The sequence below is a fragment of the Pannonibacter sp. genome, assembly GCF_051860505.1.
Classification (GTDB): domain Bacteria; phylum Pseudomonadota; class Alphaproteobacteria; order Rhizobiales; family Stappiaceae; genus Pannonibacter.
Genome location: NZ_JBHYDX010000039.1, coordinates 1 through 22,740 on the forward strand (window position 1 = coordinate 1; position 22,740 = coordinate 22,740).

Genomic DNA, 22,740 nt, shown 5'->3' on the forward strand with positions numbered 1-22,740 from the left:
GAGGTCTACCGCCCGCTCTATCTCAACCAGGCCCCCCTGCTCTTCACCGCAAGGCGCACGTCGGAGCTGATCAAATATGCCGGCAACGCCTTCCTCGCCATGAAGATCACCTTCATCAACGAGATGGCGGACCTGTGCGAGCGCGTCGGCGCCGATGTGCAGGACGTGGCGCGCGGCATCGGCCTTGACGGCCGCATCGGCTCGAAGTTCCTGCATGCCGGCCCCGGCTATGGCGGCTCGTGTTTCCCGAAGGACACGCTCGCCCTCGTCAAGACCGCGCAGGACCATGACAGCCCGGTCCGCCTGATCGAGACGACGGTTGCCATCAACGACCAGCGCAAGCGCGCCATGGCGCGCAAGGTGGTGGCGGCGGTTGGCGGCGACCTGCGCGGCAAGACGATTGCCGTGCTCGGCCTCACCTTCAAGCCGAACACCGACGACATGCGCGAGGCCCCGTCGATCTCGATCATCCAGGCCTTGCTGGATGGCGGCGCCAGCGTGCGCGGCTATGACCCGGAAGGCATGGAAGCGGCAAAGGACCTGCTCGACACCGTCACCTACACCAAGGACGCCTATGACTGCGCCACCGGCGCGGACGCCCTCGTCATCGTCACCGAATGGGACGCCTTCCGCGCCCTCGACTTCCCGCGCCTCAAGACCGTGATGAAAGCCCCGGTCCTCGTCGACCTGCGCAATGTCTACAAGGCCGGTGATGTCACCCGGCATGGGTTTGTTTATTCGAGCGTGGGACGCGGACTTGCAGGTTGAGCTTGACGGGACCTCACGCTCCGCGTTCTTTGCATCTTCAAACAGAATCCGGCCATCGCGCATTTCCGAGGTTTCATGATCACTCCCCTTCTCCTGGTTGGCGGTTCCGGGACCCGCCTTTGGCCTTTGTCGCGCAAGAGCTTTCCCAAGCAGTTTGCGCCGCTGATCGGTGAGGAAAGCCTGTTCCAGGGCTCGGCGAAGCGGCTGTCGGCGGAGGGCTTTGCCGCCCCCGTCGTCATCACCGGCTCCGACTATCGCTTCATCGTCACCGAGCAGCTGGCCGCCGTGGGCATTGATCCGGGCGCGATCCTGATCGAGCCGGAAGCGCGCAACACCGCGCCCGCCGTGCTGGCCGCCGCACTCCACATCGCCAGGACCGATCCCGATGGCCTGATGCTCGTGGCCCCGTCCGACCATGTTGTGCCGAACCCGGCCGCCTTCCGCGCCGCCGTTGCGGCCGGTGTGCCGGCGGCCGAAAGCGGCCAGATCGTCACCTTCGGCATCCGCCCGACCCATGCCGAGACCGGCTATGGCTGGCTGGAGTTGTCCGCAACAGCTGCCGAAGGCGAGCCGGTGGCGCTGAAACGCTTCGTCGAGAAGCCGACCCGCGACAAGGCCGAGGCGATGCTCTCCGCCGGGTCTTACTTGTGGAACGCCGGCATCTTCCTGTTCAAGGTCTCGACTATTCTGGACGCCTTCAAGGCGCTGGCGCCGGACCTCATGGAGCCCGTCACCCGCGCGGTCGAGGACGCCAAGTGCGACCTCGGCTTCCTGCGGCTGGATCCCGCCGCCTTTGCCCGCGCGCCGTCCATCTCCATCGACTATGCCGTGATGGAGCGCGCGACCAATCTCACCGCCGTGCCCTTCGGTGCCGGCTGGTCGGATCTGGGCGGCTGGGACATGGTGGCCAAGGAAATGGGCCCGGATGACCGCGGCAACAGCCTCGGCGGCGAGGCCACGGTCATTGATTGCGACGGCACGCTCTTGCGCTCCGACAGCGACGGGCTGCAGCTCGTCGGCATTGGCCTCAAGGATGTCATCGCCGTGGCGATGAATGACGCGGTGCTGGTGGCCGACAAGTCCCGCGCCCAGGACGTGAAGCTCGCCGTCGAGGCGCTGAAAAAGAAGGGCGCCCGCCAGGCCGAGACCTTCCCGCGCGATCACCGCCCGTGGGGCTGGTTCGAGACGCTGGCCCTGTCCGACCGGTTCCAGGTCAAGCGCATCGTCGTGCATCCCGGCGCTGCCCTGTCGCTGCAGAGCCACGTGCACCGTTCCGAACACTGGATCGTCGTCTCGGGCACCGCACGCGTCACCGTCAACGACGAGGTCAAGTTGCTCACGGAAAACCAGTCGGTCTACATCCCCCTCGGCGCCATCCACCGGATGGAAAACCCGGGCAAGGTACCGATGGTGCTGATCGAGGTGCAGACCGGGGCGTATCTGGGCGAAGACGACATCATCCGCTACGAGGACATCTATTCCCGCGGCCAGGGCGCCAAGGGGTAAGCGCAGCTTTCGGGAATGATTGGACAGAAGGCCGGACAACACGTCCGGCCTTTGTGTTTTTGGAGAGGCTTTCCCCTTCGTCGCTCCTGCGCAGGCAGGAGCCTAGTAAACGGGGCGCGCATTGGCTGTTGCCGCGCTGGAAAACACGACATGGACCAGTGGTTACTTGGCTCCTGCCTACGCAGGAGCGACGAGATCAAGGGACATCACCCGCCTCAGAACGGATCCGCCGCCACCGCAGCCTTGGCCTCCTTGTACTCCGCAATCAGCCGGGCGCAGAGTTCGCCGGCGGGCAGAACCTCGGAGATCCCGCCAACGCCATGGCCGGCGGACCACACGGTCTTCCACGCCTTGGCCTCGCCCTCCAGATCCATCTTGCCATGGGCCGTGAGATTATCCGGGTCGAGCCCGGCAGCGATGATCGAGGGCTTGAGGAAGTTGGCGTTCACGCCGCTGATCGCCGGCGTATAGAGAATATCGCGGGCGCTGGCACCGAGGATCATCTCCTTGTAGGCCGGCTCGATCTGCGCCTCGTGTGTCGCCAGAAACCGCGTGCCCATGTAGCCCATGTCGGCCCCCATGGCGCGGGCGGCGAGAATATCGGCGCCGGTGTTCATGGCGCCGGCCAGCACCAGCGTGCCGGACCAGACCTTGCGGATCTCGCTGACGAGCGCGAAGGGGCTGAAGGAGCCGGCATGGCCCCCGGCCCCGGCCGCAACTGCAATGATGCCGTCGACGCCCGCTTCCGCCGCCTTTTCCGCGTGGCGCGCGTTGATCACGTCGTGGAACACCAGCCCGCCATAGGAATGCACCGCATCGACCACGTCCTTCACCGCGCCGAGCGAGGTGATGACCAGCGGCACCTTCTTCGCCACAGTCATCATCACATCAGCCTCGATGCGGGCGTTGGAGCGGTGCACGATCAGATTGACGCCGAACGGTGCGGCATCGCCAGTTTCCGCCAGCCGGCCGGCAATCTCGTCCAGCCAGTCGCCATAACCTTGCGTCGTGCGCTGGTTCAGCGCCGGAAACGTGCCCACGAGCCCAGCTCTGGCTGTCTCGACCACCAGATCCGGCCCGGAGGCCAGAAACATCGGCGAGGCAATCGCCGGCAACTTGAGGCCTTTGGTCAGCGCGGCGGCAATGGGCATGTCGGGTCTCCTCCGGGAGTGGATCACATCGCCCCGGACCCTGCCCCGACATTCCGTTAACGTCAAGGGCAGATCGTGCGGCTTTCTCACCCCTCTCTCTCCCGCTCCGCCGCCACCACTCACTCCCTCGTCGCTCCTGCGAAGGCAGGAGCGACGAAGCGAAAGCACCCGCACCACTACTCTCTCCCCGCCCTCTTTCCCCGCACCCTCTCCGCGCCCTCTCTCCGCGCTTCTTTCTCATTGCTGTCCCGGCCTTAGGCCGGGACCTGTTCGGGAATCTGTGACAAACCAAACTGCCGGACCAGATACCGCGCGACCCTGACAGGTCCCGGCCCAAGGCCGGGACGGCGCGAGAGGAACGACCTAGAGAAGCGGCACTGGAGAAGCAGCACTGGGGGTACAAACTGTGGGAGCAGCACTGCGGGAAGCGGCCAAAGGAGAGCGGCGGAAAGCAAGCGGCGCGGCATCGGCAGCACAGCCCCCCACACACCTCGTCGCTCCTGCGCAGGCAGGAGCCCAGTAAACGGGGCGCTTGATGCTGCAGGGAACGCCTCAGAAACACATCGTCATGCGGGGTTACTGGGTCATCCGGGGTGACTAGGCTCCTGCCTGCACAAAAGCGACGAAGCGACGAAGCGAAAGGGTCTCCCCCAAACCCCAATCCCCGTGACAAATCCGCCACAGCCCCCACCAAACCAATACCCCCGCCAGCCCCGGACCTATTGAACGCCGCACGGGCGACGCTGCGGCACCTCACCTGCCTGCGGTTGCAGGCGCCAATCCCCGCCAATCCGCCGCTTGCACCTGTAGTGAATTTACTATACACCAAACCCAAGCGGAAGAATCACGGACTTGCAGCGCTTCTGTTGCTGGTCTAAGGATGACACCGCGCCCGGGGGGAGTCGCATGTTTCATGTCCCTCCGGCCTCGACGTGGCCAGCAGGCGTATTTCCCTGCCGGTCCGTGATATCACGAGAGAGGACTTGAGATATGGCTACCGCCGATACCATCAAGCAGTACTTTGTAAACATCCTGCAGCGCGACCCGTCCGCCGCTGAATCCGCCCAGTGGACCGCACTCGTCGACTCCAGCGCCCTGACGCTGACCCAGGCCCGCGACGCCATCGCCGCCAGCGGCGAAGCCAAGGTCTATGTGGACCAGATCATCCGCATCTATCAGGCTGCCTTCGGCCGCGTGCCGGACGTGACCGGTATCGATGGCTGGGTTGACCAACTGCGCGCTGACGCAACTGCCCTCTCCAAGGTTGCTGCCGGCTTCGTCAACTCGACCGAGTGGATGAACCGTTACGGCGACAACACCGTTAACGACGCCGTCCTGCAGGGTCTGTACCAGAACGTTCTGGGCCGCACCGGCTCGGCCGAAGAAATCAAGGCCTGGAAGGACACCGGTCAGTCCATGACCCAGATCCTGATCGGCTTCTCCAATTCGGCCGAATTCCAGGCAAACTCTGACGCAGCCGTGTCCGCTCTGAAGCGCGCTGCTGGTGACGTCACCACTGCGAACCTGGCGTCCGTGTACAACGGCACCAGCCCGCTCGCCGTTGACTTCGGTGGCACCACCTACACCCTGACCACCGGCATCGACACGCTCGTCGGCGGCAACGGCACTGACAAGTTCAACGGCGTTGCCGATGGCGCAGCCACCAACACCTTCGGCGCTCTCGACAGCATCGACGGCGGCGCAGGCAATGACACCATCACCCTGACCAACACTGCCGGCACGATGACGCTGACCACTGGCGCCACCGTCAAGAACGTCGAGAACCTCGTCCTGCGCTCCGGCCAGAACGCCGTGACCGCTGACGTTCAGGCTTGGTCTGGTCTGCAGAACGTTACCGTCGAGCAGGTCGGCACGCTGGCCGCTGTCGACGTTGACACCAAGAGCAACGTCAAGTCCGTGACCGTTACCGGTGGCACCACCGTTGCAATCGATGACAACGGCGCTGCTGGCACCGACACGCTCACCACCGTGTCGCTGAACGGCAACACCGGTGCAGCCACGATCGCTTCGGACGCCCTGAACAAGCTGACCGTTGCCAACACCAACCAGAACGTCACGATCACGGCTGCTGCCGCGACCCGCGCTCTGGACCTGACGCTGAACAACGTCACCGGCGGCACCATCGCCGACGCGACCGCGACTTCGGTCAAGGTCACCGGCACCGGCGCAGCCTCGACCGGCGGCACCCTGACCGTTGGCGCAGCCACCAAGGTGGACTTCACCGGTGACAAGGCGATCTCGCTGACCCTCGGTGGCGCTGCTGGTTTCGCGATCACCAGCACCAACACCGCTGGCACGACCATCGTCAACGCTCTGGCAACTGACGTTCAGTTCACCGGCGGCGCTGGCAAGGATGCGATCACGATCGGTGCAACCACCAAGGCGATCACCATGGGTGGCGGCGACGACACCGTGACGATCAACGTTGCAGCTCTCGGCGCTGGCGGCTCGGTTACGGCTGGCGACGGCAACGACACTGTTGTTCTCGCAGCTGCTGACGCTTACACGGCTTCCGGCGCGACCACCTTCGCTGGTGTCGTCAAGGGCTTTGAAGTGCTGCAGGTCGGCGCCACTGCCGGTGCTGGCACCATCAACCTCGCCAACCTGAACAATGCTGGCAACAACGCCATCACCAAGGTTGTCGCAGGCGGTGCTATCGGTCATGCCGTGACCATCTCTGGTCTGGCTTCGGGCAACACGGTTGAGTTCAAGGCGGGCAACACCGCTGCGACCACCGCGACCGTGACCAATGCTGCAGTCGGCACCACCGACGTGCTGAACATCGGCATCACCAACGTTGCTGGTATCAACGTCAACACGATCAACGCAGCTGACGTCGAGACCGTCAACTTCCTGACCGACGACAGCGCGACCGTTGCAACTGGCATCCAGCACATCGCCACCCTGGTGGATACTGCTGCCACGACCATCACGGTTACCGGTGACGCCGGTCTGGCCCTGACCTTCGCTGGTACGGCCCTGACCTCGTTCGACGCTTCGGGCGTGACCAAGGGTGCTGTGTCCTTCACTACTGCCGCTCTGACCACCGCTGCCACCCTCAAGGGCGGTGCTGGCGATGACACCATCAACGCTTCCGCAGCCACCAAGGCTGTGACCATCGAAGGTGGCGCTGGTAACGACGCCATCACCGGTTCGTCCACGGTCGGCTCGACCCTGAACGGCGGTGACGGCAACGACACCATCACCGGTGGCTCTGGTGCTGACACCATCAACGGCGGTGCCGGCAACGACACCATCAACTCTGGTGCTGGCCTCGACATCATCGACGTCGGCGCAGGCGACAACACCTTCATCCTGAGCGCGAACGCCAACGGCAACACCTATGCCTCGCTGACCGGCATGGACAAGGGCGACAAGATCGACTTCCTGGCTGGTGGCGGTGTCAACACCTTCACCTCTGCGAAGATCGCTCTTGCCGACACCGCTGCCTTCGCTGACTACCTCGAAGCAGCTGCTGCTGGCGGCGCTGACCGCGTCGTCTGGTTCCAGTACTCCGGCAACACCTACCTGGTTCAGGACGTCTCGGCTGCGGCGACCTTCACCAACGGTGCTGACCAGGTTGTCAAGCTCGTCGGTCTGGTGGACCTGTCCACCGCGACCATCGACGGCGCTGTCACCAACGTCCTGACCCTCGGCTAATTCTCTTCGGAGACAGGCCCCTCCTCCGGGAGGGGCCCCAAGCGAGACGAAACAAGACCCCCGGCGTTCACGCGCCGGGGGTTTTCTTTTGCGCCCAGCCGTCCCTGCCCCAATGCTCGCTCCCCATCCTCGCTCCCCCTGGCCGGGGCTTCCGGCCCACCAGCAGCTCGCCAGGGATCGGGACACGCCCGGCCAGGACGCTCCCCCGGGAAAAGCACCTGCCGCGTTCTCCCCTCGCCCCGGCGTTTCCGCTCCGGGGGCTCCCTGGGATTGCATGCCGCTGGCTGCTCGAGGAATTAAATCTGGTGCTAAGAATTTAATCTGATACTCAGGTAAATTATCCCGTGTTCGGTCGATCATTCCTCTCATGCACAGCCATTTCCAGTAATTTATCCTGCCATAGGATTATTAGCCTGTATCCCGCCGCACACGGCTCGGCGCGGCCCGGGCGCCCAGGGGACACGAGAAGGGCTCCGGCAAGGACAGCGGCAAAGACAGCAGCAAGCACCGGGGTTACTGGACCCCCGCATTCGCGGGGATGACGGCACAAGACTGTGGCGCGGCCCGTCAGGCGGCCACGGTCTCGCGCGCGCCACCCTTTTGCCCCCGCGCCGTCTCGGCCTTGTGCCGGGACCTGTTCTGGACGCAGCGCGCGTGCATCCATAAGCCACCGAAAGAGAGTGCGTGCGACCCTGACAGGTCCCGGCACAAGGCCGGGACGGCGCAAAGAAATACTTCCCCCTCTTTTTGCTGTCGCATACTGTCTGCCCCCAGATGCGGTTGCCCTGCCCCTCAAGAAGGAAATTGCCCCCCATCCCGCCCTTGCGTCACATCCCAAACCCTGCTTGGATACCGCCGGTAACGGCAGCGAGAAATTTCACATGTCCTTGACTGGCAATGCGGATTGGACGGCGGGCTATGTCGCCGACATCAATTATACCCATGGCTATTATCCCGAACTGAACCCGCTCCGGGCGCGGCTGGCGTTGCTCAATGCCGGCATTGCCGCACCGGAGATTGCCACCGCCTGCGAGCTGGGCTTCGGACAAGGCGTCAGCATTGCCGTCCATGCCGCCGCCAGCGAGACCCACTGGTCGGGCACCGATTTCAACCCGGCCCAGGCCGGTCACGCGCAGAGCCTCGCCCGCGCCGCCGACGTCAGCGCCGATCTCAGTGACGCAGCCTTTGCCGCGTTCTGCGCCAGGGCCGACCTGCCGGATTTCGACTACATCGGCCTGCATGGCATCTGGACCTGGATTTCCGACGAAAACCGCGCCGTGATCACCGACTTCATCGCCCGCAAGCTGAAGGTCGGCGGCATCGTCTATGTCAGCTACAACACCCTGCCCGGCTGGGCCTCCGGCGCGCCGCTGCGCCACCTGATGACGGAAATCGGCGCGGCCATGACCTCGCCCGCCGGCGGCAGCACCGCCCGTGTCGAAGGCGCGCTTGGCCTTGTCGACAAGGTCCTGGCCAGCAACCCGGCCTATTTGCGCGCCAATCCGGGCGTCAAGGAGCGCTTCGACCGGCTGAAGACCCAGAACCGCTCCTATCTGGCGCATGAATATTTCAACCGCGACTGGCAGCCGATGTATGTCGCCGACATGGCGCGCTGGCTGACCCCGGCCAAGCTGAGTTTCGCCGCCTCCTGCCATCTGCTCGACGCCATCCCGGCGATCAACCTGACGCCTGAACAGCAGGCGCTGATGGCCGAGATGCCCGATCCCATGCTGCGCGAGACCTTGCGCGACTATTGCGTCAACCAGCAGTTCCGCCGCGATCTCTGGGTCAAGGGCCCGCGCCGCCTGTCGCCGCTCGACCAGACCGAGGCCCTGCGCGCCCTGCGCCTGGTGCTGGTCGTGCCACGCGGCAGCGTCAAGATGACAGCCCAGGGCGGGCTCGGCGAAGCCAATCTGTCCGAGACAGTCTATCCGCCGATCCTCGACTTGCTGTCCGACCACCGGCCGCGCAGCCTTGCCGACATCGAGGCCGCGGTCAGGGGCACCGGGATCAACCTAGCCCAGGTAGTCCAGGCCGCCGTCATCCTCACCGGCTCCAGCACCACGGCCCTCGCCCAGGAGCCCGGCGTGGTCGCCAAGGTGAAGAGACGCACCGACCGCCTCAACGCCCATCTGATGCAGCGCTCCCGAGGCGCCGGCGACATCGCCTATCTCGCCTCGCCCGTCACCGGCGGCGCGGTCCCCGTCACCCGCTTCCAGCAGCTCTTCGTGGCCGCCCTGAAATCCGGCCGCAAGACGCCGGCCGACTGGACCGATCTCACCCTGCAGATCCTCACCGCCCAGGGCCAGAAACTGGTCAAGGACGGCAAGACCCTGGAGACGGAGGCCGAGAACCGCGCCGAGCTGCTCGCCCAGGCCGAAGACTTCGCCACAACGCTTCTTCCCGTCCTGCGCGGCCTCGAGGTGATCTGAGGGGCCGGAACACATATGCGACGGGACGGGAGGCCGGTCCCGTCGCAGAAACAAGGCCTTGCGATGGTGGCGACCGGGCAGATGACACTGCCCCAGGTGCGCGATGCGATAGCTTCGAGCCCTGAAGCCGCGACCTATGTCGACCAGATCATCCGCATCTACCAGGCCGCCTTCGGCCGCGCGCCGGATCCGGTCGGTCTCAACGGCTGGACCAACCTGCTGCGCGAGGACCCGACGGCGCTGTCCAAGGTCGCGCTCGGCTTCGTCAACTCGACCGAGTGGATGAACCGCCACGGTAACAACAGCGTCAGCGATGCGGTGCTGCAGTCGCTGTACCAGAACGTGCTCGGCCGCGTGCCCTCGCAGGCCGAAATCGACGCCTGGAAGGCGACCGACCAGCCGATGACGCAGATCCTGGTCGGCTTCTCCAATTCGGCCGAATTCCAGAGGACCTCGGCTCCGCGCGTGACTGAAATCAAGCAGCTTGTTGCCGACACGCCGCTTCCGCCCGCGCCGGTGGAGACGCCGAAGACGCCGGAGCCAGTGCAGAAGCCTCTCACTTTCACGCTGACGACCGGGCCGGACACCTATGTGGGCGATGACCGGGACAACATGATCGACGGCATCGCCGATGGCAGCGTCAACCAGACCTTCACCGGTGTCGACAGCATCGACGGCGGCGCGGGCAATGACACGCTGAAGCTGGTCAACACCTCAGGCACGATGACCCTGGCGACAGCGGCGGTGGTCAAGGACGTCGAGACCGTCGAGCTGCAATCGGGCAAAAACGCGGTGACGGCCGACATGCGCAACTGGTCCGGTCTGCAGACGGCCAAGATCACCCAGACTGGCACTATGGCAGGGATCGCCGTCGACACCGGCGGCAATGTCACCGCCCTCACCGTCTCGGGCGGCACGACGGTCTCGATCATCGAACGCGCCACGGCCGGGAATGACAAGCTGAGCTCCGTCAGTCTGGATGGCTATACTTCGAACTCGACCATCCAGTCCGACGCGCTGACGAGCCTGTCCCTGGCAAACTCGAACCGGAGTGTCACCATCACCGCGGCGGTTGGCTCCCGGACGCTTGATCTGACGCTCAACAACCTGACCGGCGGTGCGATCACCGACAGCAACGCGACGGCGGTGACACTCGCGACGACCGGAAACAGTTCCAAGGGCTTCACGCTGACCACGGCCAAAGCCACCTCGCTGACGATCAGCGGCGATCATTCAGTCAGCCTGTCTGGCCTTTCGCTCGCGAGCAACGCGACCATCACCACGACCAACACCGCAGGCGTCACGATTGCGGCAACGCTGGCGTCAGGCGTAGGCTTCACTGGCAGCGACGCCAACGAGTCGATCATTGCCAGCGTGACGACCCGCACCCTCACGCTCGGCAAGGGGGATGACACGTTTGAAGCCTCGGGTGCCGGAATTGGCGTTGGCGGCTCGGTCGATGCTGGCGAGGGCACGGACACACTCGTCCTGCGCGCACAGACCGCACAGAGCGTGTCCGCGACGACGGCTTTCGCTGGCCAAGCCAAGAATTTCGAGGTTCTGCTCCTCAATGCTAGCTTTGGCACAGGAATCACCGTCAACATTGCGAACCTGAACAGCGGCGGGGCGAACACGATCACCAAGGTCGTCGCTTCAACGTCAGTCCTCTCGAATGCCTTCACGGTAAACGGCCTGACATCGGGGGGAACGGTCGAGTTCCGGGGCGCGAACGACGCCCCGACAAATATCAACATCGTCGACGCTGCCACTGGATCCGCCGATGTCCTCAGCATCGGCATTGCCAACACTACTGCCCGCAATGCCAACACGGTGAATGTGGCGAATGTCGAGACGATCAACTTCCTGACCGACGACACAGCCGCCACGCCGACCGGCCTCCAGCACACCGCCACCCTGTCGGCGGCGGCCGCGAGCAAGGTCACGGTGAGCGGCGATGCCGGTCTGGCTCTCACCTTCACCGGCACGGCGCTGACCTCGTTCGATGGCTCCGGCGTGACCCTTGGCACCGTCACTTGGACGACCGGAGCCCTGGCGAACGCAGCCACGATCACGGGCGGCGCCGGCAATGATACACTCAATGCGTCGGCGGCCACAAAAGCCGTGACGATCGAGGGCGGCAACAGAAATGACACGCTGACCGGCTCGGCACATGCCGACACGCTGTCAGGGGGCGCTGGCAACGACACAATCACCCCCGGTCTCGGTGCCGACACCATCGACGTCGGCACGGGCAACGATACGGTCATCCTGACGGGCACAAACACGAACGGCACGATCTTCGCCTCGATCACCGGCATGAACGCAGGGGACAAGATCCAGTTCATATCCGGAACGGCGTCCTTCCAGTCGGCGGCGATCACGGCAGGCGGCGCGCCCAGCTATGCGGCCCTGCTCGATGCGGCCACCAATGGGGCAGCCAACCGTGTGACCTGGTTCCAGTTCGGCGGCGACACCTATCTCGTCCAGGACCGCAGCGCCAACACCACGTTTGCCAACGGCACCGATGTCGTCGTCAAGCTGGTCGGCACCTATGACCTCAGCACGGCAATCATCAGCGGAACATCCTGACGCTCGGATAGGGACGCAGCACCGGCCCCACGGCTCACGACGCCGCCGCCGCCGCAGGGCCCCGGCCGTTTGAATTCCAATGCAATTTCGGGTGGACCTTGGGCCTGCAATGACTAAAGTGGCGGCAGTTTTCGCGTCAGGATCCTCCGCCATGCCCACGTTTCATGTCATTTCCCGCGATCGCCACGGCGCCAAGGCCTGGGTCCGCCGCCAGGGTTTCGACTTCGCCGCAGCTGATTCGGTCCAGCCCCTCGTCGGGGCGGAGTTGCCCAAGGCTGTGCTGCACTACCCGATTGCGCTGCTGCCCGAAGGGGACGCCTTCGGCCTTTACGCCCTCACCGGCCTGGAGCCGGGCCGCAACCTGTTCCTGACCCGCGATGGCCGCTGGATCGTGCCCTACACGCCCGCCGCCATCCGCGCATACCCGTTCCGTCTTGCCACCCTGGAGGATGCCCGCCAGGTGCTGTGCTTCGACGAAGACAGCGGCCAACTCGTCGATGCGGACAGCAACCCCGCCGCCCTGCCCTTCTTCGGCGAGGACAACGGACCACATCCGGAAGTGGCGCGCATCCTGGAATTCCTGATGGAGACGGACCGCAGCCAGCAGCGCACCCGCCGCGCCGTTGCCGCGCTCCAGGCCAAGGGCGTGATTGCCCTGTGGGAAGCCGTGGTGGAAACGAAGGAGAAGGGGCGCCAGTCGGTCAGCGGGCTTTACCGCATTGACGAGGCCGCGCTCAACGCGTTGCCAGCGGCCGATTTCGAGGAGCTGCGCCAGGCCGGCGCATTGGTGATCGCCTATACGCAGATGCTGTCGATGCAGCATCTCGCCAATCTCGGCCAGCTTGCCGATGCCCACCGCGAGGCCGACGAGCGCCTGGCGGCCGCACTGCCGAAGATCGAGATGGACACCAGCGACAGCGACAGCATCGATTGGAGCCGCTTCGGCATTTGAGGACAGGCTCATCGCCAGACTGCCTGTTCCCCCTTCAACCGCCGGATCTGGACACACCTGACGCCCATGGCTCCGCTTTCTCTCATCCGCCTTACGACCGAGTACAGCATCGAGGAAGATCGTCTATGCCTGCGCGGCGAGGACGAGACCGGCCGCAAGATCGTCATCTGGCTCACCGCCCGCATGCTCCGCGTGCTGACGCCGCGTCTGACCGCCTGGCTGGAGCGCCAGACCGCCAACCAGCCGCTCGCCGATGTGCGCCAGACCATGGCCCAGGAGGCCGCCGTCGCCGGCCATGCGGCGCAACCGCCCGTCACGGCCGCCCTTGACGGCAACGCCTTTCTTGCCCGCAGCATCGACATCGTCACCGCAGATGATGCGATGCGGCTGGTGTTCAAGGCTGACGATGGCGCCGCCGAGACGACAGAAACGACACGCGCCGCCGAAATCCCGTTCCTCGCCGCGGAACTGCGCCAGTGGCTCGCCATCGTCATGGCTGCGAGTGACACCGCCGGCTGGCCAGCGGATATCTGGCCCGACTGGATGCGCGAGGCCCGTCGCCCGGCGCAGGCCGCCCCGCGCCTCAACCTGCACTGAGAACCTGGCCACCACGCCTGAAGACTACCCCATGACATCGCCGGTCAGCCTGACTATAACGGCAAGGCCCGGCGAACGGGTGCACCACCAGCAACGGGAAATCCAATCGATCATGCGCAGCACGGCAAGACTGCCCGGACGGGTGCTGGTGACCGGCGCTGGCGGCTTTGCTGCACGCCCGCTGCTGGCGCGGCTGGCTGAAGTGGTGGATCCCGATGCGGGTCATGTCGCGCTGTTCGGCCCCTCTGGCGCCGATGCCCCGGCCGCGTTGCCCGCCTGTTTCCGCCCGGAAGCCTGCGATCTGGTCGGGCCAGGGGCCATCGACGCGATTGTCGGCTCCGCCAGGCCGGATATCATCCTGCACCTGGCCGCCCAGTCTTCCGTCAGCGCGTCATTGACCGGCGGCGCGGCGCGAACCTGGGACGTCAATCTCTTCGGCACGCGCCAGCTCGCCGAGGCTGTCACCCGCCATGTGCCCGCCGCCACCCTTCTGTTTGCCAGCACGGTCGAGGTCTATGGCCTCGCCTTCCGCTCCGGCCGCCTCGACGAGACAGCGGCCACCGCGCCGCAGAACCCCTATGCCCGGTCCAAGCGGGCGGCCGAGGACCTGCTGCTCGACACCCTGCCGGCCAGCACCCGCCTTATCATCACGCGCATGACCAATCACAGCGGACCGGGTCAGGCGGCGCAGTTCGTGCTGCCGTCCTTTGCCCGCCAGATCGCGCAGATCGAGGCGGGCCTGGCCGAGCCTGTCCTTCATGTCGGCAATCTCGATGCGGAGCGGGATTTCCTGCATGTGGAGGATGTGATCGAGGCCGAGCTGGCGCTGTTGATGGCGGCCCCCGGTCTTGCCCACCGCACCTACAACATCGCCAGCGGCGCGCCCCTGCCGATCCGCACACTGCTGGACCGGATGCTGGCACAGGCAAGAACCCAGATCGAGATCCGGATCGATCCTGCGCGCCTGCGCCCCTCCGACATTCCCCGCGTTGACGTCGACCCCGGTCGCCTGATGGCGGAAACCGGCTGGCGTCCCGCCGTTTCGCTTGACCAGCTGGTCACCGATATTCTTGCCGACCAGCGCCGCCAGACAGGAAGCCAGACCGGCTCCAGCACAGGACACTGACATGGACATGGCCACGGAGACCGGCAGCAAGGGCCGGATCCTTTTCGACACCTACAACATCGTCCTGCCGAAGGGCACCGGCGTTGCCACCTATGCCCGCGCCCTGATCCGCACGGCCACCCAGATCGGTTACCAGAGCGAACTGATCTATGACTACCAGGGTGACATCCCGAAGAACCTTGAACTCGCCAAGGCAATCCTGTTCGAGGACAAGGAAAAGCGCCTGACGAAGCTCGACCACGTCCGCAACATGGTCGAAGCCTGGTCAAACCCCTGGAAGTCGGCCAAGGCAATCAAGCTGCCCGATGCCAGCTTCCTGTTCGAGGAACCGATCCGCGCCCGGATGATGGACACGGACCACCGCTATATCGCGCGCAATCTCTACTCGATCGCCGGCCGCTTCTTCTCGGCCCATCGCAGGCTTTATCCGATTGCCTTCGATCACAAGCCGGATGCGGCTCACTTCACGTTCCAGTTGCCAGTGCGGGTCAAGGGCGCTGCCAATCTCTACACGCTGCATGATCTGGTGCCGCTGATCATGCCTTATGCGACGCAGGAGAACCGCAAGAACTCCTACGCCATGCTGAAGGAGATCGCCCGCACAGCTGACCATATCGTCACCGTATCGGAGCATTCGCGCCAGGACATCATCAACGTTCTCGGCGTGCCGGAGAACCGGGTCACCAACACCTACCAGGCCATTGACCTGCCAAGGAGTGCCATCGACAAGCCGCGCGCCAATGTGGAGGATGAAGTCACCGGCATTTTCAACCTGGATCCGGACGGCTACTACCTGTTCTTTGGGGCAATCGAGCCCAAGAAAAATGTCCGCCGCCTGATCGAGGCTTATCTGTCGTCGCGCGTGCGCCGTCCGCTTGTCATTGTCTCGTCTGGCGGCTGGCTTAACAAGGTCGAGTTGCAGATGATTGCCGAAAACCCGCGCCGCGCCGACAACTCCGGCATCATGCATGTCGGCTATCTGCCTTACGAGTTCCTGGTCAGCCTGATCAAGGGCGCCCGCGCGGTTACATTCCCCTCACTCTACGAGGGCTTCGGCCTGCCGGTGCTGGAAGCTATGGCGCTTGGCACCCCGGTGCTGACATCGAACACCTCCTCGCTCAGCGAAGTCGCCGGCGATGCGGCAGTCACGGTCGATCCGATCAGCGTCGAAAGCATCCGCGACGGCCTGCGCAAGCTCGATGCCGATGATGACCTGCGCGCCGAATTGCGGGTCCGCGGTCTCGCCCAGGCTCAGAAGTTCTCGGCCGACGCCTACCGCGATCGCCTCGCCAGCCTTTACGCCAAGGTTCTGTAGCGCCGCCAAGGCCCGGTCGAACCAAAAAAGCCCGGACCTTTTGGGTCCGGGCTCAGACTGCTGACAAACCCTCTATCGTCATCCTGGGCGCAGCGAAGCGGAGACCCGGGACCGGAGAGCCAAGGTCTCTCCTAGGGTAACTCATTGAAAAATAGCGACCGCGGCTCTCAGGTCCCGGCTCGGCGCTTCGCTTGGCCGGGATGACTTCGGTGAGGTCGAGGTTTGTCATCAAGCTCCCCCGGACCTTTTGGGTCCGGGCTTTTTCATGTCCAGGGCCGAAGCCGGTTATTCCTCGCGCATGCTGTTGCGCACCGCGTCCCGCAACGGCGAGATGAGATACTCCGCCATCGTCCGTTCGCCAGTCGGCAGGATCACTTCGGCCGGCATGCCCGGAGCCAGCTTTGTCAGCATCTCCTCCGGAATAGTCGATTCCGGGACGGTGATCCGCGCAAGGTAATACGGCTCGGCGTTGGTGCCGCGACGTTCGATGATATCAGGCGAGATATACTCGACCTCTCCGAACAGGGTCGGCAGATAGCGGTTGGCGAATGCCGAAATCCGCACTTCGGCCTGCAGGCCGGGATGGATGGAATCGATATCCAAGGGCCGGACCTGTGCATTGATGACAATGCGGTCATCAATTGGCACCAGTTCCATCAGCGGATCACCCGGACGAATCACACCGCCGATCGTGTTTACGGCAAGGTTCTGCACGACACCGTCGACTTCCGATCGGATCTCGGTCCGCTCCAGGATATCGGCGGCAACGACGTTGCGCTCTTCCAGATCGGTGATCTGCTGCCGTGCTTCTTTCAGTTCGGTTGCCGCGCGCTCGGAAAAACTCTGGCGAATGCGAACAACTTCCAGTTCCGTTTCACCAACGCCTTCGTTCACGCGGGCAATTTCCGTGATCAGGCGGCCATAGGACCCTTCCAACTGGGCGGCTTCGCGCTGGAATGCCGACAGCCGGTTGGCGGAAACCACGCCCTTGCCCTCACCGTCCTTCAGCCGCGAAACTTCATCCTCAATCAGCTTCACTTCCCGCTTTGCGGAGTCGCGCTGCAGCTCAAGACCGCTCGCCTGCTGCCGCAGCTGTTCCATCTTCGACTTCAGGATGTTGATCTGGCTATCACGCACCGACACACGGTCCATGAACAGATTGCGCTGGCCTTGCAGCGCGAATTTCACGCGCGGATCATCGGAGGCAAGCAAGTCCTCGGGGAACGCAACATCCTCGGAATTGGTGCGCTCGGCCTGAAGCCGCGCTTCCTCGGCCCTTGCAATTTCCAGCCGGGTCCGGATCATCGAAACATTGGCCTGCGCCTGTACGGGGCTGAGCCGGACGAGGACCTGATCCTTCTTGACCCGGTCGCCATCCTTGACCAGGACCTCGCGGACGATGCCACCTTCCAGGTGCTGCACGACCTTGCGCGAGCTTTCCACCGAGAGAACGCCGTGGGCGATAATGGCGCTGTCCAGCGGCGCGGTCATTGCCCAGCCGCCGAAAACACCGAACGTCATCAGGATGGTGACATAGCCGGCAATCACAAACGGCCGGGTGCTGAATTTCTTGTCGTTCTTGTCGTCTGCCATGGAGTTTCCATTCCTTCCGCTCCGGCGCAAGCACGGCACCGTGGACGGGGAGCATTGCAGGCGGGACTCATGCCTCGCCTGCGCGGGTATCAGGCTGCGCCCTGGGCGCGCGGATCAACCATTTTCGGCTTCGCTGTCGGCGCCATCAGCTGCGCGGTCGGGCCGAAGGCCTGGACCTTGCCGTTGTTCAACACCAGGACCTTTTCCGACAGGGCCAGCAGATTGGCCTTGTGGCTGACGAAGATCACAGTCGACAGGCTCTCCTTCAGCGCGCGGATGGCCTGCATCAGCGCCTCTTCACCATCGGTGTCGAGGTTGGAGTTCGGCTCATCGAGCACGACGAACTTCGGCCGCCGGAACAGGGCCCGTGCAAGGCCGATGCGCTGGCGCTGGCCGCCGGACAGATGCCGTCCACCTTCGCCGATCTGCGTATCATAGCCATCCTTCAGGCCAAGGATCATGTCATGAACGCCAGCCAGCTTGGCGGCCTCGACCACTTCCTCGTCCATGTCCGGATTGAACCGGGCGATGTTCTCGGCAATCGACCCGGAGAACAGCTCGACGTCCTGCGGCAGGTAGCCGATATAGTCGGCGAGCTTTTCCGGATCCCAGTGCTGCAATTCGGCACCGTCGATGCGCACGGCGCCGGCAAGCGGCTGCCACACGCCGACAAGATGGCGAACGAGGCTCGACTTGCCCGCACCCGATGGTCCGATCACGGCCAGAACTTCCCCTGGCTCCAGGGCAAAGGTGATGCCGGTCAGCACCTGGTTGCGGCTGCCCGGAATGACCGAAACGAGACCCTCGACGGAGATCGCACCGGTCGGAGCAGGCAGGTCGGTCTTGTCATTCTCTTCCGGATACTGGTCGAACAGGCGCGTCAGGCGCGCATAGGCCGTGCGGGCGCCGACAACCTGTTTCCAGTGGCCAACCGCCATTTCAACCGGCTGCAGCGCACGGCCCATCATGATCGAGGCCGCGATCATGATGCCGGGCGACACCTGGCCTTCAAGCACCAGATAGGCACCCGCGCCAAGGATGAACACCTGCAGCACCATACGGACGAACTTGGAAGCCGTCATGATCACGCCGGCGCGGTCGCTGGCCTTGGCCTGCAGCACCAGCATATCGCGGTGGCGATCATTCCAGCGGTCGCGCAGCGCGCCTTCCATGCCGAGGGCACGGATGACTTCAGCGTTCTGCAGCGAGCTGCTGGCAAAATGGCTGGCCGTCTGCGAGGCAATGCCCGCGTCCCGCAGGGCGTTGTGGGTCAGGATTTCGTTGGCAAGGGCCAGCACGAAGATCATGACGGCGCCACCGGTGGCGACATAGCCGAGCAGCGGATCGAAGACGAAGCAGACAACAAGGAAAATCGGCACCCACGGCGCATCGAGCAGCGCCAGAAGGCCGTTGCCGGTCAGGAACTCGCGCAGCTTGTCGATATCGCCGAGGGCATACTGGGTGTTCTGCCCGGGATTGGCCAACGTGCCTTTCAGCACCCGGTTGAACAGCGGGCTCGCCAGAAGCTCGTCAAATTGCATCCCGGCGCGCACCAGCATGCGCGAGCGCACATATTCAAGGATGCCATAGACCACCAGCATGGCGCAGGCGATCAGCGTCAGCATGACCAGTGTCGTCTCGTTCCGGCTCTGCAGCACGCGGTCATAGACCTGCAACATGTAGAGCGGCCCGATGAACATCAGGAGATTGATGAAGAAACTGAATACGAAGGTGGTCCCGAGAATGGTCCGGAACTTCGCCAATGCGATCCCGAGGGGCGTCCGCTTCTTCATTATACCCTGTTCTTCCTCTCATGCATGCCGGGACAGACTTGTGCTGCCGGGCATGTCCCAGACCGGCCGCCTGCAGGACATCCGCGCATCTCGGCGGAATGAAAAACCCGGAACCGTTTTCAGTCCGGGGCAGATAGCGGCAAGTTGAGACAGTTTTATGTCCGCCCGGCAATAAACCGACGGATCACCACAATCCCAAACTTCCCTATACACCTGCAAGGCCTGAAGCGCAAAACGGCAAGCACAGGTAATCCGGAACTTCCGGGGTTGATTTCCAGCGCCTGTGTCCTTTTGAACTCAGGTCACACTGCGAAACTGCAGCACATAGGCCATCGCTTCGCTTTCACAGGTTCTGCTGCACCGGACTTCGGCAGCGAGGTCTTGAAGCAACACATCCTTGGCGCCAAGCAACACCTCTCCTGCTGCCGTCTCGACGACGATGGTGCCCGTGTGACAGATCACCGCAGTCACAGCGGACAAGGTCAGCGCCGTGTCTGCGACAGACACAGGCACCAGATCATGGACCAATCTCCCCCGCCGGGTCATGACATTGAGGTCAAGGACCGGACCGTTGACCAGATATCCCGTGCATGGTTCCCCGCCGTCAAACCGGCACGGTACCCCCGGTCCGTCGACCCTTATTTGCCTGCCGTCACCGAAGTCCAGTTCGATCCCCGCCCCCTGCATCAGCGCCAGGGTCCGGTCGATCCCGTCGAAGGCCGAGAAGGGGCCGTCCGCGGCCACCTCAGCCATCGAGAGACGCCAGTCGAAACTCTCGAACGTCGCCCCAGCGGGAAAGACGGTAATTTCATGGGTGACACCGCCGCCATTCTTCCAGGGCATGGCCTTGGCCTCGCCCCAACGGATAACCCTTATGCCTGGTGCGTCGCCGCTGGTCATGCTCCGCCTCAGAACATGATCTTCGGCAACGCCGTACCAATCGCCGGCATTGCCCAGATCAGCGCCATGGCGAGGATCTGCAAGAGGATGAAAGGCACCACCCCCTGATAGATCATGCCTGTGGTCACTTCTTTCGGCGCTGCCCCGCGCAGGTAGAACAGCGAGAAACCGAAGGGCGGGGTCAGGAACGAGCTCTGCAGGTTGATGGCAATCAGCACCGCCAACCACAGCGGATCATGCCCCATCAGGATCAGCGGCGGGATCAGCAGCGGCAGCAGGATGACGGCAATCTCGACGAAATCGAGGAAGAAGCCGAGGATGAAGATGAAGGCCATGGCAAAGATCAGCGCCCCGGTCGCCCCGCCCGGCATCGCCGCCAGGATTTCCGCCACCCGGTGCTCACCGCCAAGGCCGACGAAGACCAGCGAGAAGAACGAGGCCATCAGGATGGTGGCAAAGATCATGGAGGTGACCACCATGGTCTGGGTCAGCGCCGGGATCAGCGTCTTCACCTTGAGCGACTGGCGCAGCGACACCAGCACGGCGGCAAGGCCCGTCAGCGCAAGCCCGGCATAAAACACAGCCAGTGTGTATTCCAGGACACCGGCATCGGAGCGCTGCAGCCGCACCGGATAAAGGCCTGCAACCACCACCAGCACGAACAGCGACACCGTCCCGGCCAGCACCAGGCGTTTGGGTGCCCCCTGCTTGTACCCGGCCAGCAGGATCGCCCCGACTGACCCCACCGCCGCCGCCTCGTTTGGCGAGGCAACCCCGAACAGCACGGCTCCGAGGACGGCAACGATTAGCACCACGGCCGGCAGGATGGCGCCTGCGACTTCGCCGGCTGTCGGCCGCCGGTCCAGCGACTTCATCGCCGGCGCATCATTTGGCACCAGCCAGGCCCGAACCAGAACATAAAGGATATACAGCCCGACCAGCATCAGCCCCGGCACCAGGGCTGCAGCAAACATCTGCCCGACCGAAATCGTCTCGATCGAGAACTTGCCCTGCTTGTACTGCGCCTGCTGGAAGGCCGAGGACATCACGTCCGCCAGGATGATCAGCAACGTCGACGGCGGGATGATCTGGCCGAGCGTGCCGGAGGCACAGATGAGGCCGGACGACAGGCGCGGATTGTAGCCGTTGCGCAGCATCGCCGGCAGCGCGATCATGCCCATCGCCACCACCGTCGCCCCGACGATGCCGGTCGAGGCGGCAAGCAGCGCCCCCACCAGCACGACCGACACGCCGAGCCCGCCGCGCATGGTGCCGAACAGACGGCCCATGGTCTCAAGAAGGTCTTCCGCGATCCGGCTTTTCTCCAGGATCACGCCCATCAGCACGAACAGCGGAATGGCGGTCAGCACCGGATTGGTCAGAACGGCAAAGAACCGCTGCCCCAGCGCGCCCATGAGGCCAAGCGAGAAGTCGCCGCTGAAATAGCCGATGAGGGCAAACAGCGTTGCGACACCGGAAATGGTGAAGGCAACCGGATAGCCGAGCAGGATGAACCCGATCAGCGCGGCAAACATCAGGAGATCAAGCGGCATCACTTGGCGCCTTCTGAAACGCGGCCCGAAAGGCGCAGACAATCACGCAGAAACGCCGACAGGCCCTGCAGCAACAGCAAGACACAGAAGGCCGGGATCAGGCTCTTGAGGAGGAACGAAGCGGGAATGCCGCCGACCGAAATCGGCCCTTCCAGAATGGCCCAGGAGCGGGCCACCGAGGGCCAGGAATATAGGAGCAGCATCACCAGCGAGCCACCCAACAGCACCACATGACCGAACAGGTCGATCATCGCCTGGCGGCGCGCCGAGGCCTTGGCGTAGTAAATGTCGACGCGGACATGGCCATTGACCAGCAGCGTGTAGCCGGCCCCCAGCATGAACACGCTGGCATGGAGGTAGAGGACGCCTTCGTTGAGGAAGATCGACGAATAGCCGAAGACATAGCGCAGCAGCACGATGACGAACTGCAGCAGCACCATCGCCAGCGCAAACCAGATCGTCACCGCACCCACCCCCCGGTTCACCCGGTCCAGCGCAATCGCAAGTTGTTCCATTCCCCCGCCCCCTGTTGCGGCTTCTTTTGTGCGGACGCCCGTTCCTGTCATCCCCGCGCCGTATCAGGCCGGGCGCAAGGTGGAGCAAAGCTCTGCCCCCCTTGGCCGCAGCACCCCCTCTCCCCCCTTGAGGGCAGGGCTATCGCATATGAAGTCTGGCACCTAATCGATGTCAGGGACTGGGCCTTGAATCAAACCCTGTCGAGGCCTCTCCGCTCCCCTCCCCCGACGGGGGGGGGGGGGGGGGGGGGGGGGGGGGGGGCAAAAAA

The 22,740-nt window shown here is 64.2% G+C and carries 15 protein-coding genes; 9 read left to right on the plus strand and 6 right to left on the minus strand.

What is annotated here, in order from left to right:
* Window positions 1-768, plus strand: a 768-nt coding sequence (locus tag ACTIFE_RS19880; RefSeq protein ID WP_439530882.1) for a UDP-glucose dehydrogenase family protein, incomplete at its 5' end; no start/stop codon positions are given.
* A gap of 75 nt (window positions 769-843) precedes the next feature.
* Window positions 844-2,274, plus strand: a complete 1,431-nt coding sequence (locus ACTIFE_RS19885) for a mannose-1-phosphate guanylyltransferase/mannose-6-phosphate isomerase (protein WP_439530883.1) — start codon at window positions 844-846, stop codon at window positions 2,272-2,274.
* Between the two features lie 215 nt (window positions 2,275-2,489).
* On the opposite strand, the gene ACTIFE_RS19890 is transcribed toward ACTIFE_RS19885, so the two are convergent.
* Window positions 2,490-3,425 carry an NAD(P)H-dependent flavin oxidoreductase gene (locus ACTIFE_RS19890; RefSeq protein WP_439530884.1) on the minus strand — a complete coding sequence of 312 codons (936 nt, stop codon included), beginning with the start codon at window positions 3,423-3,425 and terminating at the stop codon, window positions 2,490-2,492.
* 990 nt (window positions 3,426-4,415) lie between these two features.
* Here ACTIFE_RS19890 and ACTIFE_RS19895 point away from each other — a divergent pair.
* The 7 genes from ACTIFE_RS19895 to ACTIFE_RS19925 all read left to right on the plus strand — a co-directional run bounded on the left by ACTIFE_RS19895 (window position 4,416) and on the right by ACTIFE_RS19925 (window position 16,117).
* Complete coding sequence (locus ACTIFE_RS19895; protein WP_439530885.1) at window positions 4,416-7,106, plus strand: DUF4214 domain-containing protein; 2,691 nt, start codon at window positions 4,416-4,418, stop codon at window positions 7,104-7,106.
* An 881-nt stretch (window positions 7,107-7,987) separates the two neighbouring features.
* Window positions 7,988-9,538: a methyltransferase regulatory domain-containing protein gene (locus ACTIFE_RS19900; protein WP_439530886.1), complete on the plus strand. Its 1,551-nt coding sequence runs from the start codon at window positions 7,988-7,990 to the stop codon at window positions 9,536-9,538.
* An 81-nt stretch (window positions 9,539-9,619) separates the two neighbouring features.
* Window positions 9,620-12,127, plus strand: coding sequence for a DUF4214 domain-containing protein (locus ACTIFE_RS19905; RefSeq protein WP_439530887.1), 2,508 nt, complete (start codon window positions 9,620-9,622; stop codon window positions 12,125-12,127).
* A 151-nt stretch (window positions 12,128-12,278) separates the two neighbouring features.
* Window positions 12,279-13,079: a SapC family protein gene (locus ACTIFE_RS19910; RefSeq protein ID WP_439530888.1), complete on the plus strand. Its 801-nt coding sequence runs from the start codon at window positions 12,279-12,281 to the stop codon at window positions 13,077-13,079.
* Between the two features lie 66 nt (window positions 13,080-13,145).
* Window positions 13,146-13,676 (plus strand): hypothetical protein, encoded by a 531-nt coding sequence (locus tag ACTIFE_RS19915; protein WP_439530889.1) that lies wholly within the window; start codon window positions 13,146-13,148, stop codon window positions 13,674-13,676.
* A gap of 31 nt (window positions 13,677-13,707) precedes the next feature.
* Window positions 13,708-14,802, plus strand: coding sequence for a GDP-mannose 4,6-dehydratase (locus ACTIFE_RS19920; RefSeq protein ID WP_439530890.1), 1,095 nt, complete (start codon window positions 13,708-13,710; stop codon window positions 14,800-14,802).
* 1 nt (window position 14,803) lies between these two features.
* Window positions 14,804-16,117 (plus strand): glycosyltransferase family 4 protein, encoded by a 1,314-nt coding sequence (locus ACTIFE_RS19925; RefSeq protein ID WP_439530891.1) that lies wholly within the window; start codon window positions 14,804-14,806, stop codon window positions 16,115-16,117.
* Between the two features lie 285 nt (window positions 16,118-16,402).
* Here the strand turns inward: ACTIFE_RS19925 and ACTIFE_RS19930 are convergent, their stop codons facing one another.
* From ACTIFE_RS19930 to ACTIFE_RS19950, 5 genes are all read right to left on the minus strand, one after another.
* Window positions 16,403-17,710 (minus strand): HlyD family type I secretion periplasmic adaptor subunit, encoded by a 1,308-nt coding sequence (locus ACTIFE_RS19930; RefSeq protein WP_439530892.1) that lies wholly within the window; start codon window positions 17,708-17,710, stop codon window positions 16,403-16,405.
* An 89-nt stretch (window positions 17,711-17,799) separates the two neighbouring features.
* Window positions 17,800-19,503, minus strand: coding sequence for a type I secretion system permease/ATPase (locus ACTIFE_RS19935; protein WP_439530893.1), 1,704 nt, complete (start codon window positions 19,501-19,503; stop codon window positions 17,800-17,802).
* Window positions 19,504-19,800: 297 nt separating this feature from the next.
* Window positions 19,801-20,403 (minus strand): HutD/Ves family protein, encoded by a 603-nt coding sequence (locus tag ACTIFE_RS19940; protein WP_439530894.1) that lies wholly within the window; start codon window positions 20,401-20,403, stop codon window positions 19,801-19,803.
* 8 nt (window positions 20,404-20,411) lie between these two features.
* Window positions 20,412-21,956 (minus strand): TRAP transporter large permease, encoded by a 1,545-nt coding sequence (locus ACTIFE_RS19945; protein ID WP_439530895.1) that lies wholly within the window; start codon window positions 21,954-21,956, stop codon window positions 20,412-20,414.
* Window positions 21,956-22,471 (minus strand): TRAP transporter small permease subunit, encoded by a 516-nt coding sequence (locus ACTIFE_RS19950; RefSeq protein ID WP_439530896.1) that lies wholly within the window; start codon window positions 22,469-22,471, stop codon window positions 21,956-21,958. The genes ACTIFE_RS19945 and ACTIFE_RS19950 overlap by 1 nt, the downstream gene beginning before the upstream one ends.
* Window positions 22,472-22,740: the final 269 nt, after the last annotated feature.

Coding starts and splice junctions, on each gene's coding strand:
- ACTIFE_RS19885 (WP_439530883.1), top strand. CDS start 844: ATGATCACTCCCCTTCTCCTGGTTGGCGGTTCCGGGACCCGCCTTTGG.
- ACTIFE_RS19890 (WP_439530884.1), bottom strand. CDS start 3,425: ATGCCCATTGCCGCCGCGCTGACCAAAGGCCTCAAGTTGCCGGCGATT.
- ACTIFE_RS19895 (WP_439530885.1), top strand. CDS start 4,416: ATGGCTACCGCCGATACCATCAAGCAGTACTTTGTAAACATCCTGCAG.
- ACTIFE_RS19900 (WP_439530886.1), top strand. CDS start 7,988: ATGTCCTTGACTGGCAATGCGGATTGGACGGCGGGCTATGTCGCCGAC.
- ACTIFE_RS19905 (WP_439530887.1), top strand. CDS start 9,620: ATGACACTGCCCCAGGTGCGCGATGCGATAGCTTCGAGCCCTGAAGCC.
- ACTIFE_RS19910 (WP_439530888.1), top strand. CDS start 12,279: ATGCCCACGTTTCATGTCATTTCCCGCGATCGCCACGGCGCCAAGGCC.
- ACTIFE_RS19915 (WP_439530889.1), top strand. CDS start 13,146: ATGGCTCCGCTTTCTCTCATCCGCCTTACGACCGAGTACAGCATCGAG.
- ACTIFE_RS19920 (WP_439530890.1), top strand. CDS start 13,708: ATGACATCGCCGGTCAGCCTGACTATAACGGCAAGGCCCGGCGAACGG.
- ACTIFE_RS19925 (WP_439530891.1), top strand. CDS start 14,804: ATGGACATGGCCACGGAGACCGGCAGCAAGGGCCGGATCCTTTTCGAC.
- ACTIFE_RS19930 (WP_439530892.1), bottom strand. CDS start 17,710: ATGGCAGACGACAAGAACGACAAGAAATTCAGCACCCGGCCGTTTGTG.
- ACTIFE_RS19935 (WP_439530893.1), bottom strand. CDS start 19,503: ATGAAGAAGCGGACGCCCCTCGGGATCGCATTGGCGAAGTTCCGGACC.
- ACTIFE_RS19940 (WP_439530894.1), bottom strand. CDS start 20,403: ATGACCAGCGGCGACGCACCAGGCATAAGGGTTATCCGTTGGGGCGAG.
- ACTIFE_RS19945 (WP_439530895.1), bottom strand. CDS start 21,956: ATGCCGCTTGATCTCCTGATGTTTGCCGCGCTGATCGGGTTCATCCTG.
- ACTIFE_RS19950 (WP_439530896.1), bottom strand. CDS start 22,471: ATGGAACAACTTGCGATTGCGCTGGACCGGGTGAACCGGGGGGTGGGT.